The organism is Laceyella sacchari, assembly GCF_004343255.1.
Classification (GTDB): domain Bacteria; phylum Bacillota; class Bacilli; order Thermoactinomycetales; family Thermoactinomycetaceae; genus Laceyella; species Laceyella sacchari.
In genome coordinates, this window is record NZ_SMDD01000003.1 from 350,391 (window position 1) to 366,172 (window position 15,782).

Sequence of the window (15,782 nt, forward strand, 5' to 3'; positions counted from 1 at the left end):
CATGGCTAATCAGCATACATAATGGTTCCACATCTTATTTTAAATCTTTTATTTTATGTTACAACCGGTGCCTTCCCTTCCAACTCCCTGATGATAATCCGTCGCTGTCATCCCGTATATGACGATGTCCTCAAATCGCCCATACAGATGGGCAGCTTCCTTCAATATCCCTTCCTGACGAAATCCCAATCGTTCTGGGATCGCCCTGCTTCGATGGTTGGGGGCTGCCACCCGAATCTCGATGCGATTGAGACCATAATGCTCAAAGCCAATTGCAAGAAGCGCCCGGACTGCAGCGCTTGCCAGCCCTTTTCCTTGCTGATCGGCAGCAAGCCAGTAACCGATCTCCCCCTGACGGTTGAGCCAGTTTAACTGATGGAAACCAATCATGCCGACAATATGGCCTTTAAGCACCATCGCTGCTTGGAATCCTTGATTGTCAGCGTACTGGTTCAACCAATTTTTTATGATGGATTCATAGTCGTCGGGTGATTTCATATCATCCACCCAAGGCAGCCAAGGACGCAAATGGAAGCGATTTTGATCGACGACCGCGTATAACTCTTCCCGATCTGCTTGTGTGGGCAACTTTAATGAAAGCTGTTCATTTACCTGAAAATAAAACAACGTCCTCTTCCTCCTTCACAGCGAGTGATGGGAATCCACATTGTAAATAAAACGCAAGCGAGTGAAAGCTTGCGTTTTGCATACAAATCAGGAAGGGAAAACCACATGTTCAAACGCGGCAAATGCGCTTGTCAACGACGTGATTTCCCTTAACAGGGCCAAGCGGTTTTTTCTCACCGTTTCATCATCAACCATGACCATGACCTGATCGAAATATTGATGGATTTCCGGCACCATGATTATCAGGGCGTGGTAGAGAGCGCTGGGATCATCGTTCTCTTTGGCCCGCTCCCACTCCGTTTTGGCGCGGTTAAGGGCTTCATATAAGCTGTGTTCAGCCGGATCAGCGAACAAGTCGGCCGTCACCGCTGTATCGTCTGCTTTGGCCGCCAAATTGGCAACGCGGGTGAAACCTTCCACTTCCAATTTGAACGCATCTCGATCCAACTGATCCATCAGTACTTGCGCTTTGCGGATGATAAACGCTGGATACGACAGTTCTCCTCCTAACACCGCCTCGATCACATCATAGCGAATCTCCATCTCTTGCATGACGGCTTTCAGGCGCAAAGCGAAGAATTGGAGCAAATCCCGTTCTACCTCAAGGCGTTCTACTTTGAGAAGACCAGCCTGCGCCAACTGATCCACCGCCGCTTTGATCAACGCAGTGAGCGAAAGCGACTGGAAGGAGGGGCTCAGCAGAATCTGCACGATGCCGGCCGCTTTTCTACGCAGGCCATAGGGGTCTTGCGAACCTGTCGGCTGGATGCCGATACCAAAGCTAGCGGCGATGGCATCCATTTTGTCTGCCAAACCGATCAATCCGCCGAGCAGATGCTGCGGCACGTCATCTCCTGAAAAACGGGGCAGGTAGTGTTCATGAATCGCTTTTGCCACTTCCGCGTCTTCTCCATGCGCCAATGCATAATGGCTGCCCATGATGCCTTCCAATTCCGGGAATTCCCCGACCATTTGCGTAGCCAGGTCAAATTTGCAAATCGCGGCAGCGCGATCCAGTTTGGATCGGTCGACTGGCAAGCCCCCTTGTTCGGCTAAAATCCGAGCCACCTCTCCAATCCGTCCGATCCGGTCACCGACGCTACCCAACTCTTCTTGGTAGACGATGTTGGCCAGCTTCGCATTGGCCTCTTCTATCGGCAATTTCAAATCTTCATCGTAGAAGAAGCGGGCATCGGCCAGCCGCGCGCGCAATACTTTTTCATTCCCTTTGGCCACATTCTCCAACCCGTTGCTGTCACCGTTGCGAACAGCCACGAAGAATGGAAGCAATTGGCCGGATCGGTCTTCCACCGGGAAATACCGCTGATGTTCGCGCATGGTAGTAATCAGCACTTCACGAGGCACTGCTAAGTACTCTGCGGAGAATGTGCCATAAAACGCAGTCGGGTATTCCACCAGATGCGTCACTTCGTCCAACAGACCCTCATCAACGGGGATTTTCCAGTTGTGCGTCTCCTCCAGTTGCCGCAATTGGCTCAAAATCAAGTTGCGGCGTTCTTCGACGTCGGCGAGCACATATTGGCCGCGCAAGTCCTCTACATAGCGCTCCGGTGTGGAGAGCGCAATTTCCTGTCCTAAGAAACGATGTCCACGGGTGAGATTGCCAGCCTTTAACCCCGCCCATTCCACTGGCACCACTTCTTCTCCAAACAAGCAGACCAACCAGCGCACCGGGCGAATGAATCGGGTGCGGTCATTCCACCGCATGGTTTTTGGGAAGTGCAAACTGGAGATCACTTCCGGCAACCCCTTTAGCAGCTGGGCAACCGTCTCTTCACCTGGCTGATGCAATTGGGCGAACACATAAGTCTCACCCTTCACTTCTTTCAACGTGAGCTGGTCGACGGTCAACCCGTTTTTGCGCGCAAATCCTTCCGCCGCTTTGCTCCAGCCTCCGTCCGGGGTCTTAGCAATCCGCGCTGCTGGGCCTCTCACTTCTTCTTCCTTGTCGGCTTGCTTCTCAGCCACAGCGTGGATAAGCACCGTCAGGCGCCGCGGTGTCGCATAGGTTTTCACTGCTCCATGCTGAATGCGATTTTCTGTCAACCAAGCGGACAACTTATCTCCCAGTTGCTGTACCGCCCCGTCAATGAACCGCGCCGGCACCTCTTCACAACCAATTTCCAATAGCAAATCCCGTTCGCTCATTTCGATTCCCCTCCCTTGTCTTTCAATAATGGGAAGCCCAGTTTTTCACGTTCTTCAATGTACGCGCGGGCGATGCGGCGTGATAGGTTGCGTACCCGGCCAATGTAACCGGTGCGTTCGGTCACACTGATCGCTCCCCGTGCATCGAGCAGGTTAAAGGTATGGGAACATTTCAGCGCATAATCATATGCCGGGAAAACCAAATTCTCTTCCAACGCTCTCTTCGCCTCACGCTCATACTGGTCAAACAATTGGAACAGCCATTCTTTATCCGAGATTTCAAATGTGTATTTGGAATGCTCGTATTCGGGTTGCTGGAAAACATCACCATACTTTACGCCATCCACCCATTCAAGCTCATACACATTCTCTTTGTCTTGTATGTAGAGTGCCAGTCGCTCCAGACCGTAGGTCAACTCCACCGACACCGGCTCTACATCCATGCTCCCCACTTGTTGGAAATAGGTGAACTGGGTTGCTTCCATTCCATCAACCCATACTTCCCAGCCCAATCCCGCGGCACCAAAAGTGGGATTTTCCCAGTTATCTTCCACAAAGCGGATGTCATGCTGAAGCGGATCAAGCCCCAGTGCCTTCAAGCTGTCCAAATAAATTTCCTGGATATTCTCTGGCACCGGCTTTAAAATGACTTGAAATTGATGGTGTTGATACAACCGGTTGGGATTTTCGCCATAGCGCCCGTCAGCTGGACGGCGCGAAGGCTCCACATACGCCGCTTTCCATGGCTCCGGGCCGAGCGCGCGCAAAAACGTCATCGGATTCAGCGTGCCAGCCCCTTTTTCCGTGTCGTATGGTTGCACGAGGACGCAACCTTGTGACGACCAGAATTCCTGCAACTGTTTGATCATTTGTTGCATATTCATGAAATACACAACCCCCCACGTCTTTTTAAACACTAAAAAACCTCTCGTCCAATGACAAAAGAAGTGTTTGCCATAGGGACGAGAGGTTATTTCCCGCGGTTCCACCCTATTTGGCTGACAACGTATCGCCAGCCCGCTCTCAGTATGGTGCGCTCCGGAACTGCCCTTCACCAAGCACCGTCACCAGGCTTCCACCCTCCCCGGTTCGCTTTGCACGGCCGTCTTGGCTACTCCTTTTCCTTCTTCACGCACACTCGCATTGATCTAGCCTGCGGCTTGCTTCTATATCACAAGCAAGCGTTTCATGGCAAAAAATATAACAAAACCAAAAGCCGTTGTCAATCATCCGCCAGCCCAAGTTTTGCGTATGCTGTCAAGCAAAGCGTGCGATTTGCACTCCCAAGGCAGATGCTCTTGCATAAACGCGCGGAGCAACGTCTCCAGCTGTTCATTTGTTTCTGCTTTGACCGACACTTCGCCCATTCGTTCGGGGGCAAGGCGGCCCAACAGCGGTAAGATGCGGGCTACTGCTGGCGATACCGAAAGCCCGCGTGGATCAAGATGGGCGCATGCTTCGCACAAAAAGCCGCCCTGGGTCACACTAAACCGAACCGGACGCGCATCTTGAAGGCAATGCGTGCAATGATCCAACACGGGTGCACTTCCGGCGAGAGAAAGTATTCTCAACTCGATGACCCTGGTCAAAATTTCAGGGTCGGTCCCTTGTTCCAGCCGGGTCAGCATGGTTTTCAGAAGGCGGTAAAAAGCAGGATGCGGTTCTTTCTCCGCCAAACTTTTATCAATTAATTCAAACCAATATGCTCCATATGTAGTAAGCAATAAATCAGAACGGATCCCATGATGCGAATCCAACAGATCCGCTTGAGACAAGGAAACGATGCCACCGCCGCCGAAACTGACGAAATGGGCGACGGTGAAAGGCTCGGTCACGGCGCTGAAACGGCTCTTCGTTTTTTTGGACCCGCGGGCCATCAAGGCCACTTTGCCCAAAAACTCAGTGAACACCGTCACTATCTGATGGCTTTCCCCATAATCCCGAGCCTTCAGGACAATCCCTTCAAATTTGTTCAACAAGCGAATCGCCCTTTCTCCTAACCGTCCTCCTCGTCCTCTTCCGGGCGGTCATTTCCGTCCGTTTGCTGGGGCACTGCCAAATCTCTGTACAACAGGTAAGCGTCAACGCTTCCCGTTCGCTGAAAGATATTCCAGGCCAGATTTCGCAACTAGCATCATCCTTTCGGCTGTGCGATACACAAACTTAGGATGAACTAGAAAGGCGAGGAGTATTAGATGGAAAAATTGGTATTACTCTTCTTCGCGGTATCCGAATTGCCGCAACATCATCTCCTCATTGCGCCAATCCTTCTTCACTTTCACCCACAGATCGAGGAAGATACGGGTTCCAAGCAATCGCTCCATCTCTTCGCGGGCCCGTTTCCCCACTTCCTTCAGCAATGAGCCTTTCTTTCCGATCAAAATCCCCTTTTGGGAAGGACGCTCGGTATAAATGACCGCGCGGACGTCGACAATGTCTTTGTCTTCACGCCGCTTCATCTCCTCAATCACCACTGCCACCGAATGGGGAATTTCCTCGCGAGTCATCTCCAACACTTTTTCACGAATCAATTCCCCGACAATGAACCGCTCTGGGTGATCCGTCACTTGGTCAGCGGGATAATATTGCGGGCCCTCCGGCAAATGGCTTATCAACAAATCCATCAACGTAGAGGTATTGTTACCCTGCAACGCCGAAATCGGCACGACCTCGTTGAACGGATATTCCTTACGATAACGGTCGATCAGCGGTAATAACTCATCAGGATGAACTTGGTCAATCTTGTTGACGACCAAAAACACAGGGGTTTTCACATTGCGCAGATTTTCCATGATATAGCGATCCCCTGGCCCATACCCATCCGCGGCATCAATCAAAAACAACACCAAATCCACTTCATCGAGGGCATCCCGGGCTGTCTTGACCAAAAACTCCCCTAATTTGGAATGTGGCTTATGAATTCCCGGCGTGTCTAAAAAGACGACCTGCCCTCTCTCATCGGTATACACCCCACGAATTTTGTTGCGAGTCGTCTGTGGTTTATCTGACATGATGGCGATCTTTTGCCCCACCACATGGTTCATCAGCGTGGATTTGCCCACATTTGGGCGACCGATCAATGCTACAAATCCCGAGCGGTAATTATTGTCCATGGCCATCTAAATCTTCCTTTCCAAACGCTCCCGGCAACAACTCACCCACTGTCGTCACCATGGTTTCTCCCTTCATGTTGGCAAGCCACACTTTCATATCAGGCGGGCACAACTCCGCCATGACTTGACGGCAAGCTCCACAAGGGGAAACCGGCCCCGGGGTGTCGGCGATAATCGCAATCCCTTCCAACGCTCGGTACCCCTCCGACACAGCCTTGAACAGCGCTGTCCGCTCCGCGCAGTTACTTAATCCATAGGACGCATTTTCTATGTTGCAGCCGGCGATGATCTTCCCATCCGCCGTCAGTAAAGCCGCACCGACGGGAAACTGAGAATAGGGCACATACGCCCGCTGCCTTGCCGATTTTGCAGCTTCGATCAACTTTTCCATTTCCATCCTCTTCTCCTTAAACAACAATCACATGCTAAACAGGGTTCCATTATTATAGAAAAAAAAAGGGGAGCATTACAAGAATTGCACCCCTATTCCGGCCACGATGGTTCCCAAGGCCGCGCCGAGCAGGATGGGCTTGCGGTTCACTTGATCCCGCAAACGGACGCCCATCACCATCCCCAAAAGCAACAGAGCCAATAACCCGATGTAGAGGTTCCCTGTCACCGCAATGATTAAAGCGGCCACGCAAAAAGAGAGCGACGTGATCATACTGGGTTCCCAACCAGCCAAATCCACACGGTGCAACCACCCTTTGAGAAACATCGTCAAAAAGAAATTAAATACAATAATAACTGCTAATCCCATATTGGCGGGATAGGACGCCGTTTCCGACGTCTTAAGCGAAAAAAACAACGACTGAAGATAGGGATAAAACACGCTAAAGCCCACGATCACAGCCAAGCCTGCCGTCAGCAAAACAGCGCCGGCCGCCACATCCTTGGCCACTTTAGCCAATGGGTGATACTCTTCAGTCACCAGATCAACCAACGCTTCAATCGCCGTATTGATCAATTCGGCGAACAGCACCAAGATGATCGTAACAAATAAAACCAAGACTTCCACTTTGCTCATCGGGAGGTACATGGCGAGCAATAAGACGATTAAAGCCGCGATATAATGAATCCGCATGTTGCGCTGGGTACCGATCGTATATTTTAATCCCTCCAACGCATAAATGAAGCTTTTAATCAGTTTTGTCACCCACACAAGCTTGCCTCCTATCTATGGAGACCAACCAGGCTTAAAATCTCCTCCTGTTTCGCAAACATTTCTTTCTCTTCTTCTTTGGTCTCATGGTCATAGCCAAGCAGATGTAAAAAGCCATGGACAGCCAAAAAACCTACTTCACGGTCCAGGGAGTGGCCATACGCTTCAGCCTGCTCCTTGGCTTTGGGAAGGGAGATCACAATATCGCCGAGTGCCACTCGCTCTTCTTCCTCATCGATCACCCATTCCTCATCCGGCTCCCACAACGGAAAGGAGAGGACATCCGTCGGTCTGTCCACATCGCGATATTCTCTGTTTAATTGATGAATGCGTTCATTATCCACAATGGTTACCGAGACTTCGACGGGCGGCAGTTCTTCCACCTCTGCCGCCCGATTGAGCGCGGCTTCCACCCAGTTGATCGCATGTTGTTCATCTGGTGTCAATGTTATTTCCACATTTAGCTCGATCTTACACTTCATCCTTGTTTTGCTCCTTTGACGGGTTCTTCCGGATATTCGATTCGTGAATGGAAAATGCCTTGCAGGGTCTCACAAATCGAGTTAGCAATGATTTCCAACTCTTTCAAGGTTAAATCACATTCGTTGAATTGTCCATCTTCCAAGCGATCCCGGATGATCTTGTGAACCATGTTTTGAATGCGCGACGGCGTCGGCCGCTGCAACGAACGAACCGCCGCTTCGACGCAATCGCAAATCCCCACGATCGCCGCTTCTTTAAACTGTGCTTTCGGTCCTGGATAGCGGTAATCTTCTTGACGCACCTGATCGCCATCTCTTTCCTGCTGCAATGCTTTGTAGTAGAAGTATTTGATCAAGGTCGTCCCATGGTGCTGTGCCGCGATATCCTGGATCTGCTTGGGGATTTTATGTTGCTTCAAAATCTCTACACCATCCCGCGCATGGGAAATGATGATCGTTTTGGACAAGTTAGGTGAAATCTTGTCATGGGGATTTAAGCGTTTCAGTTGGTTTTCAATGAAAAACTGCGGCCTCTTCGTTTTCCCGATATCATGGTAATACGAACCCACGCGGGCCAACAACCCATCTGCCCCGATCGCTTCCGCAGCCGCCTCAGACAAATTACCAACCATGATTGAATGATGATAGGTACCCGGGGTTTTGATTAACAACTCCCGCAGCAACGGATGGTTTGGATTACTGAGTTCGATCAAGCGCATGGGAGACAGGATGCCGAACACCGTTTCAAAGTAGGGCAAAAAGCCCATTGTCAACACGGCTGAAAACAACCCAGAGAGCACGCCAAAAGCCAGCGATTGGAGTAGAACCGTCCAGGTCCCCTCTGAAGGCAACATAAAATGCAAAGCGGTAATCGGAAACATACTCGCCACGGCTGCAACCGCCCCCGCCTTCAATATGGCGCCACGCTTGCGCATATCAGTCAAAGCGAACGCCGCGGCGGTACCGCTGATCAAAGAGACCAATCCATACCGGAAATCGAACAACAAATGGTTCTCTCCATTAAATATCATGCTTGCGGCCACAGCCAACAGCATGGCACAGACGATGGCGAGCTCCATATTTAAAAGCAGGGTGATCAACATGGTTCCCAAACCGATCGGAGCCAGATAGCCAATCATACTCCATTCCAAATTTTGCCCAAAGGCGATAAACTTCATCCCCACAAGGGTTAACAACAACACACTGAACAACAGAACTAGCCTTGCGTTGTTCCGGAATACGGAGCGGTGAAAACGGCGAATGTAGAAGAACAGGGCACTTAACAAGGAAATCACCAGCAGGCCTAAGCCCAAGTGGGGCAAAAAATTGCTGTCCTTGCGTAGCAACCCCAACTCCTCCAGCTTGCGGTATTGGTCTTCTGTAACCACTTCACCCAACGCGACGATAATTTGTCCCTTGTTGATCGGGATCGGCCGAACAGCCTCTCTGGCCGCATCGCGCAGTTGTTCCGTCTGCTTCTCATCGTAAAATTCGTTGGCCACAATGCTTTTTTTGGCAATCTCCCTAAGGACGACCCGCGCCTTGGAGTCCAATGAATTTTCAATCATCGTAGCCAAAATCTTGTCGTCGACGGATTCGCGCTTCTCCTTCAATTCAGATTGGCGAACACCTTTTTCCAAAATGTCATGAACGATTTCACGCGCTTTCAAACGTACACCCGTCAATGCTTCAGGAGACAAGGTGGACAGCGTATGGTAGAAGGACTCTGGAAAATCATCCGAGATCGTTTCATTCAACACCGTCTTCACTTGTTTTTCCTTTTGGGCTTGGGACAGGCCGTCATCGGAAAGGATTTTGCGGATATCCGCGAAAAAACGGTCAATCTTGTCTATCTGTTGATTGGTCAACCGATCATCCTTGGCATAAACCCGATCCACCTTCTCTGCCGCCTGTTTCTTGGCTTCTTCGGTAGCCGTCATGTCAATCTTAGTCACTGGAGAGACGATGGTTTCCGGACTCACCATGCCCGTTTGAATCTCTACCCGCTCAGGTAAAATATGTTTTATGAGCAATAAATAGAACGCGATCCCAAAGATCGCGTATAACAACAAATGCATGCGTATGCTCGTTTTCCATCTGTCAGTGAACCATGACAGCGCGCCTGTGGATGACGGTTCCTTTTTCTCTTTCATCGTTGAACCGGCTCCTTATCTCTTATTCCTGATTTTCATCAAGCTCGTATGCATCAATAATCTTCTGCACCAACGTGTGGCGCACAACATCTTCCTGCCCCAGATGGATGAACTTAATTTCGGGTACCCTAGCCAAAATACGCTCGGCTTCTTTCAGACCCGACTGCTTTCCTCTGGGCAAATCCACTTGGGTCACATCCCCCGTTATCACCATTTTGGAACCGAAGCCCAGACGGGTCAAGAACATCTTCATCTGTTCCGGCGTAGTGTTCTGCGCTTCATCCAAAATGACAAACGAATCTTCAAGCGTTCTTCCCCGCATATACGCCAACGGAGCAACCTCGATCAGACCTCGTTCCATCATCTTGCTCACTTGTTCGGTACCCAACATGGTGTATAAGCTATCATAAAGCGGACGGAGGTACGGATCCACTTTCTCTTGCAAATCACCGGGCAAAAACCCTAAGTTTTCACCTGCTTCCACCGCCGGGCGGGTGAGGACGATTTTCTTCACCATATGTGACTTTAATGCCGACACCGCCATCACGACAGCCAAAAAGGTTTTACCTGTCCCCGCAGGTCCGACACCAAACACGATGTCCGACTTTTTGATGGCGGAAACATAATGGCGCTGTCCGATGGATTTGACACGCACCGCTTTCCCTTTTTGCGTGACGCCGACTTCTTCTTGAAACAGATCCAACAAGTCGTCAACCATGCCTTGCTTGGCCAAACGGTGGGCATAAATGACATCCCGGTCAGTCAAAGTCATTCCTTTGCGGATCAGCTTCAACAAAACGTTGAACAACGGCTCCAAGACGTCCGTTTCTTCCTTCGGCCCTTGGATCACAATCTCTTCGCCGCGTGAATGGATCTTTGCGTTGGTGTTGGCTTCAATCTGCTTCAAATGCGCATCTTGTGGCCCAAACAGGCTAAGCGCTTCCGCGGTATCCCGCACTCTGATTTTCACTGTGGTTTCATGATTTTGCAATGGCTCATTCTCCTTGCAGAATCGGTTGTTTTTTAACGATATCCTCAATCACATCAAAGTGTACTTTCAAATAAACTTTACCATTCTCCACGCGAGTGTGCAAAACTTTTTCCCCAAGAATCCGTCCGTCCCGCCCCAATTTTTGCCGCATTTCGTCGCTGGCCCTCGCGCGTCCAAGCTGAATCGCTTGCTTCGGTTCCCACTTCTCCTCCACCCATTCGACTTCCATGATTTCTTCTTCTATATATCCAACCGGCAAGGGCCATTTCCCGACGTACAGGGCATAAGCGCGCTCCTTTGTCTCGTGTTTGGCGAAACCCACCGGTTCCCCCCATGGATTTGGAATCACCCAGCCAAACAGGTAGGGGCGCTTCCGTTTCACCTTTGCACCCGTATACACTTTGCGCTTACGTTCAAGCGGCACGGACACATCTGATTCGTACCACACTTCCCCCCACACTTTACCTTGGGCTCCCACTATTTTTCCCGATTTGGGGTCATCTTGATTACCATAGATGCCGGATACCAAAATTTGCCCCTTTTTGACCACATCATTCACTTCTACTTGGGGATTTCCACGGATGACCTGCATATCGTATATGAGCGCATTTTTGGTTGATACCAAATGAACGGGGCCCGCCCCGGCTTCGTCTCCCCCCGGCCGACCCACTTCTTTTTTTTCGACCACGGTAACTACCACGCGTGTCCCTTCTACGCGCATGCCAATCCAAGCTGCCTGCGGCAACTGCATGAGCAATTGGTGTTGCACCTGTTCGCGGTCTGGAAGGTTTCCTTTCCACTGACCGCGATATACCCCTTCCCGTTTCAAGAGTGCTTGTACATGTTGCGCTTGAATGCGTTCAGTGCCCTCAATCTGAACATTCCAGATGAATGAACTCAACGTCACCAACATCAAGAAAAAAAGAGGAATGCCGATGAAGAAAAATTTCCTTCGCTTCGCCCGCTTCCATAGAAACGGCACCCCTTCTTTCCGCACCATGCGCATCCGAACCCCCGTTTGCCGGCCCAAGGCGTACAGGCGAAAAAAATGCGGCAGGGGGACAGTGAGGCGGATGGTTCCACTGTCTTCCCAGCGTATGTGTTCCAATGGGATTTGTGCTTGCACAGCTTGGTTTATCCAATCGAGTAACCGTTCCCCTTTGCAGACCAATTCCACTTTTCCGTAGATGGATTGCACATGTGCTCGCCCCTTACTCCTCATAACTCAATGAATGTATCTGGCCTTCGATCAATATCATGCCAGGCGTTATCGTTTTAATGTTCAGACTTTGGCCGCGGATTGACAGCCGCCCTTGCGTGAGCTTCAACGTCAATTGCTGGGGCTCAAACCGCTCCACATCGCGAATGTTCTCCACAAGACATTGGGAGCTTCCCAACATTTCTACACGCGGCAGTTCTTGCGTCACATCCGCCGGCAAGTCGAAAAAATCAGATGCCCATTTGCGCATATATGTTTGCACCCTTTTCTTCTTCTTGCTAACTCTTATGCCTGGTTGGCTTCGTTTATGAAAAGTAAAAAGCGGCACAACCAAAGTTGTGCCGCTTGCACCAACGTATTAGATTTTCATATCTTGTTGTGCTTGAGATATCAAGCGCTTGGTGATCTCTCCACCGACTGAGCCGTTTGCACGGGACGTCGTGTCTGACCCTAGATTCACCCCAAACTCAGCCGCAATCTCTTCTTTAAATTGGTTGAGCACCTGAGCCGCACCCGGCACCAATAAGCGGTTACGATTGGATCGGGCCATCCTCCCCACCTCCTTCATGTTGGTACACTTAGTATGAAAAGAAGAAGATGGGACTAACAGGGATAATTGTTTCCAAGCTTACCGAAACAACCCAAATCGCCGATATGGACGCAGAGCACGCGGCCGATCGAGGATTTCTTTGATGACAAACGCCTGTTTTAACGAGTGGGCTCCCAATAAAGGAAGCTTCTTCGGCGGGGTTGTTACCTCTTGCCGCGCTTCATCCACTTTCAACCCGTTCCGTTCCTTGTTCCTCATGATTCGCCATCCTGTGCTTGATCTTGACTGATGGAACGGCGCATTTTGGTGTCGGCTTCAATGTTTTGCAACGCATAATAATCCATGAAACCCATTTTGCCCGACCGGAGCGACTCTGACAGCGCCAGTGGCACTTGCGCTTCCGCCTCGATCACTTTAGCTTGCATCTCTTGCACCTTGGCTTTCATCTCTTGTTCAAGTGCAACGGCCATGGCACGGCGCTCCTCGGCTTTGGCCTGCGCAATCTTCTTATCGGCTTCCGCTTGGTCGATCTGCAACTTCGCCCCGATATTTTCCCCGATATCGACATCGGCGATATCAATGGACAAAATTTCAAAAGCAGTGCCTGCATCTAACCCTTTGGACAAAACCATGTTGGAAATCATGTCAGGATTTTCAAGCACTTCTTTGTGACTGTCTGCCGAACCGTTGGTGGTAACGATCCCTTCGCCGACGCGCGCGATAATGGTTTCTTCCCCCGCTCCCCCGACCAGGCGATCGATATTGGCGCGAACTGTAACCCGTGCAATCACTTTTACCTCGATCCCGTCTTTACACACCGCCGAAACAACCGGGGTTTCAATCACCTTGGGATTAACGCTCATTTGTACTGCTTCCAACACATCCCGTCCGGCAAGGTCAATTGCCGCAGCCCGTTCGAACACGAGGTCAATGTTGGCCCGCTGCGCCGCAATCAGGGCATCCACCACGCGGTCCACATTCCCTCCTGCCAGATAGTGTGTTTCCAACTGTGACAAATCAACGGTCAACCCCGCCTTGCGCGCTTTAATGAGCGGATTAACAATGCGGGCAGGGACAATACGGCGTAACCGCATCGCGATCAATGTGGTAAGCCCCACATATACGCCGGAAGCCATTGCGCTGATCCACAACATGACCGGCACAAAAGAAAAGAGGATAGACAATCCAATAATCACGAGGATGACAATAAATCCAAATCCAATGATGCTTGTTTCCATATAATCACTCCTTTTAGCTTTCAAACACGGAGATGCAACACTTTATACATACCCGATTTTTATTCATCTGCAACATATTTTCGGACGACTACTCGCATGCCATCGACCGCAATCACTTTCACTTTGGCTCCCTTGGGAATGATATCGCCTTCACTCACAACATCTTCTTTGCGTTCGCCAAACTGGGCGTATCCGGACGGACGAAGCGGGGTGATAGCAATTCCCTCCTTCCCCAAGAGCCACTTTCGGTCTTCCGCGGACACATAGCCCGCCTCATTAGTTTGTTCGTCTCGCAGCACTAACTTATTCCAACCGATCTTCAGACCAAAGAATTTAAACAGGATCCAAATCACAACCAAAGCCAACAAAAAGCCACATCCCACCACCCACAAGCTGGAGGCAGTCATCACCAAGGAGGCGATGAGAGCAATGCTCCCCAAAGCCCCCATAATCCCGAGCGTGGGCAACAGCATCTCCAGAATCAACAGCACGATCCCGAGCACGAATAGGCTTGGTGGCTGCCAGCCCATGGGCTCCGCCATCCAGACAGCCCAAAAATAGGCAAAGAACATTAAGCCACCAACAAGTCCGGGGAAAATCAAGCCGGGGGACAGCAATTCGACGGTCAAGCCAATCAAACCAACCGATAAGAGCAACGTCATGACGACGGGATGAGTCAACAACTGAGCGAATTCTGCCATCTGTGTTCTTACTCCCTTCGCTTGTTATAAAAAAACAGCGTGTCATGGACACGCTGTTACGAACCCAAAGCCTCCGACACCAAACGGTTGACCAAACGGCCATCCGCGCGTCCTTTCACTTTAGGCATGATGGCACCCATCACTTTACCCATATCCGCTTTGGATGAAGCGCCGACTTGCTTCACGGCCTCAGCCACAATTGCGCGAACTTCCTCTTCACTCAATTGTTCAGGTAAGTATGATTCCAGGATAACCATCTCTTCTTTTTCTTTTGCGGCTAACTCGTCACGCCCGGCTTTTTCATATTCTGCGATGGAATCCCGCCGTTGTTTCACTTGTTTCGTGATGACGTCAAGGATTTCGTCATCGGTGAGCGGACGGCGTTTGTCGATCTCCACTTTTTTCAACGCCGCTTTGAGCATGCGGATGGTGGAGAGCTTGCCTTTGTCTTTATTTTTGAGAGCCAACTTCATATCTTGATCCAATTGGGTTGAAAGACTCAACTGTTGACACCTCACTACCTGCTACGCTTTCTTTTGCGAGCGTTGGCTTCCGCTTTTTTCTTACGGCGCACGCTGGGCTTTTCATAGCGTTCGCGATCTCTCACATCTCTTAAAACGCCTGCTCTTGCGACATCACGCTTAAAACGACGCAAAGCGGCATCCAGCGATTCATTTTTACGCACTCGGGTTTCAACCATGCTATTCCCTCCCTCCACGGGTCCGTTAGGCCGCTTGGGCGGGCAACCTAACTCAAGGAAAAGACCCACACATTTCCACGCAGTTAGCGGCCTCATCCCCTCAGGAGGATCAGCACCAACAACACCTGCAAATGTGAAATTGCCAACGATGCCCAACTTCAGAGCAGAAACCCTGACAAAACCGTTGGAATGTAAGCAGTCAACTTTTATTATAACTTAGCATGCCGGCTTCTGTCAAAATCAGCCTGGCGGCCAAGTCAAAGTTCTGCCACCAATCACATGAAAATGAATGTGATGGACGGTTTGTCCACCATCTTCCCCTATATTATTTACTACACGGAAGCCCTTCTCAGCAAGCCCCAATTCACGGGAAACCGTCTGAACAGCTGAGAAAATTTTCCCCAGCAGGACATGGTCCTCCGGCGCAATTTCCATCAGCGAGGCGATGTGGCGCTTAGGAATAACTAGCACATGCGTTGGCGCAACTGGCGAAATATCGTGAAACGCCAGCACATGCTCATCCTCATACACTTTTTTGGATGGGATTTTCCCTTCGACGATTTGACAAAAAATGCACTGTTCCATCTGTTAACCTCCACTGGAAAAACACACCTGATCATTCACCCATTTTTCCCAAGAACATATGATATAACACTCTTGCACAGGAAGGAGACGCA

General features: G+C 50.4%; 20 protein-coding genes. All 20 read right to left on the reverse strand.

Annotated elements, in window-relative coordinates:
- Positions 1-48 precede the first annotated feature (48 nt).
- The gene (locus EDC32_RS12065; RefSeq protein ID WP_132222506.1) at positions 49-627 is read right to left on the reverse strand and encodes a GNAT family N-acetyltransferase; all 579 of its coding nucleotides are present in this window, start codon (positions 625-627) and stop codon (positions 49-51) included.
- Between the two features lie 87 nt (positions 628-714).
- Entirely contained in the window at positions 715-2,796 is a 2,082-nt protein-coding gene (gene glyS / locus EDC32_RS12070) for a glycine--tRNA ligase subunit beta (protein WP_132222508.1), read from the reverse strand.
- Positions 2,793-3,680 carry a glycine--tRNA ligase subunit alpha gene (gene glyQ, locus EDC32_RS12075; RefSeq protein WP_029071852.1) on the reverse strand — a complete coding sequence of 296 codons (888 nt, stop codon included), beginning with the start codon at positions 3,678-3,680 and terminating at the stop codon, positions 2,793-2,795. The genes glyS and glyQ overlap by 4 nt, the downstream gene beginning before the upstream one ends.
- Before the next feature lie 342 nt (positions 3,681-4,022).
- On the reverse strand, positions 4,023-4,775 hold the full coding sequence (gene recO / locus EDC32_RS12080; protein ID WP_158283358.1) for a DNA repair protein RecO: 753 nt from the start codon (positions 4,773-4,775) through the stop codon (positions 4,023-4,025).
- A gap of 17 nt (positions 4,776-4,792) precedes the next feature.
- Positions 4,793-4,924: a YqzL family protein gene (locus tag EDC32_RS12085; protein WP_132222512.1), complete on the reverse strand. Its 132-nt coding sequence runs from the start codon at positions 4,922-4,924 to the stop codon at positions 4,793-4,795.
- Positions 4,925-5,006: 82 nt separating this feature from the next.
- Positions 5,007-5,909, reverse strand: coding sequence for a GTPase Era (era, locus tag EDC32_RS12090; RefSeq protein WP_425460177.1), 903 nt, complete (start codon positions 5,907-5,909; stop codon positions 5,007-5,009).
- Positions 5,899-6,306, reverse strand: coding sequence for a cytidine deaminase (locus EDC32_RS12095; protein WP_132222516.1), 408 nt, complete (start codon positions 6,304-6,306; stop codon positions 5,899-5,901). Before EDC32_RS12095 ends, era begins: the two co-directional genes overlap by 11 nt.
- A 69-nt stretch (positions 6,307-6,375) precedes the next feature.
- Positions 6,376-7,071 (reverse strand): diacylglycerol kinase, encoded by a 696-nt coding sequence (locus EDC32_RS12100; RefSeq protein ID WP_132222518.1) that lies wholly within the window; start codon positions 7,069-7,071, stop codon positions 6,376-6,378.
- An 11-nt stretch (positions 7,072-7,082) separates the two neighbouring features.
- Positions 7,083-7,553: an rRNA maturation RNase YbeY gene (gene ybeY, locus EDC32_RS12105; protein ID WP_132222520.1), complete on the reverse strand. Its 471-nt coding sequence runs from the start codon at positions 7,551-7,553 to the stop codon at positions 7,083-7,085.
- Positions 7,550-9,706 carry an HD family phosphohydrolase gene (locus tag EDC32_RS12110; RefSeq protein WP_132222522.1) on the reverse strand — a complete coding sequence of 719 codons (2,157 nt, stop codon included), beginning with the start codon at positions 9,704-9,706 and terminating at the stop codon, positions 7,550-7,552. Before EDC32_RS12110 ends, ybeY begins: the two co-directional genes overlap by 4 nt.
- A gap of 22 nt (positions 9,707-9,728) precedes the next feature.
- Positions 9,729-10,697 carry a PhoH family protein gene (locus tag EDC32_RS12115; protein WP_132222524.1) on the reverse strand — a complete coding sequence of 323 codons (969 nt, stop codon included), beginning with the start codon at positions 10,695-10,697 and terminating at the stop codon, positions 9,729-9,731.
- A gap of 4 nt (positions 10,698-10,701) precedes the next feature.
- The gene (gene yqfD / locus EDC32_RS12120) at positions 10,702-11,895 is read right to left on the reverse strand and encodes a sporulation protein YqfD (protein ID WP_158283359.1); all 1,194 of its coding nucleotides are present in this window, start codon (positions 11,893-11,895) and stop codon (positions 10,702-10,704) included.
- 13 nt (positions 11,896-11,908) lie between these two features.
- Complete coding sequence (gene yqfC, locus EDC32_RS12125; protein ID WP_035951802.1) at positions 11,909-12,166, reverse strand: sporulation protein YqfC; 258 nt, start codon at positions 12,164-12,166, stop codon at positions 11,909-11,911.
- A 108-nt stretch (positions 12,167-12,274) separates the two neighbouring features.
- On the reverse strand, positions 12,275-12,466 hold the full coding sequence (locus tag EDC32_RS12130) for an alpha/beta-type small acid-soluble spore protein (RefSeq protein WP_022736650.1): 192 nt from the start codon (positions 12,464-12,466) through the stop codon (positions 12,275-12,277).
- A 78-nt stretch (positions 12,467-12,544) separates the two neighbouring features.
- Positions 12,545-12,724, reverse strand: coding sequence for a hypothetical protein (locus EDC32_RS12135; RefSeq protein ID WP_132222528.1), 180 nt, complete (start codon positions 12,722-12,724; stop codon positions 12,545-12,547).
- Positions 12,721-13,704 carry a flotillin-like protein FloA gene (gene floA, locus EDC32_RS12140; RefSeq protein WP_132222530.1) on the reverse strand — a complete coding sequence of 328 codons (984 nt, stop codon included), beginning with the start codon at positions 13,702-13,704 and terminating at the stop codon, positions 12,721-12,723. Before floA ends, EDC32_RS12135 begins: the two co-directional genes overlap by 4 nt.
- Positions 13,705-13,763: 59 nt before the next feature.
- Entirely contained in the window at positions 13,764-14,405 is a 642-nt protein-coding gene (locus EDC32_RS12145; protein WP_132222532.1) for an NfeD family protein, read from the reverse strand.
- Positions 14,406-14,461: 56 nt separating this feature from the next.
- Positions 14,462-14,908: a GatB/YqeY domain-containing protein gene (locus EDC32_RS12150; RefSeq protein ID WP_022736654.1), complete on the reverse strand. Its 447-nt coding sequence runs from the start codon at positions 14,906-14,908 to the stop codon at positions 14,462-14,464.
- A 14-nt stretch (positions 14,909-14,922) separates the two neighbouring features.
- A complete protein-coding gene (gene rpsU, locus EDC32_RS12155; RefSeq protein WP_022736655.1) occupies positions 14,923-15,105 on the reverse strand; it encodes a 30S ribosomal protein S21 in 183 nt (60 codons plus the stop codon).
- 240 nt (positions 15,106-15,345) lie between these two features.
- A complete protein-coding gene (locus EDC32_RS12160) occupies positions 15,346-15,690 on the reverse strand; it encodes a histidine triad nucleotide-binding protein (protein WP_132222534.1) in 345 nt (114 codons plus the stop codon).
- Between the last annotated feature and the right edge of the window lie 92 nt (positions 15,691-15,782).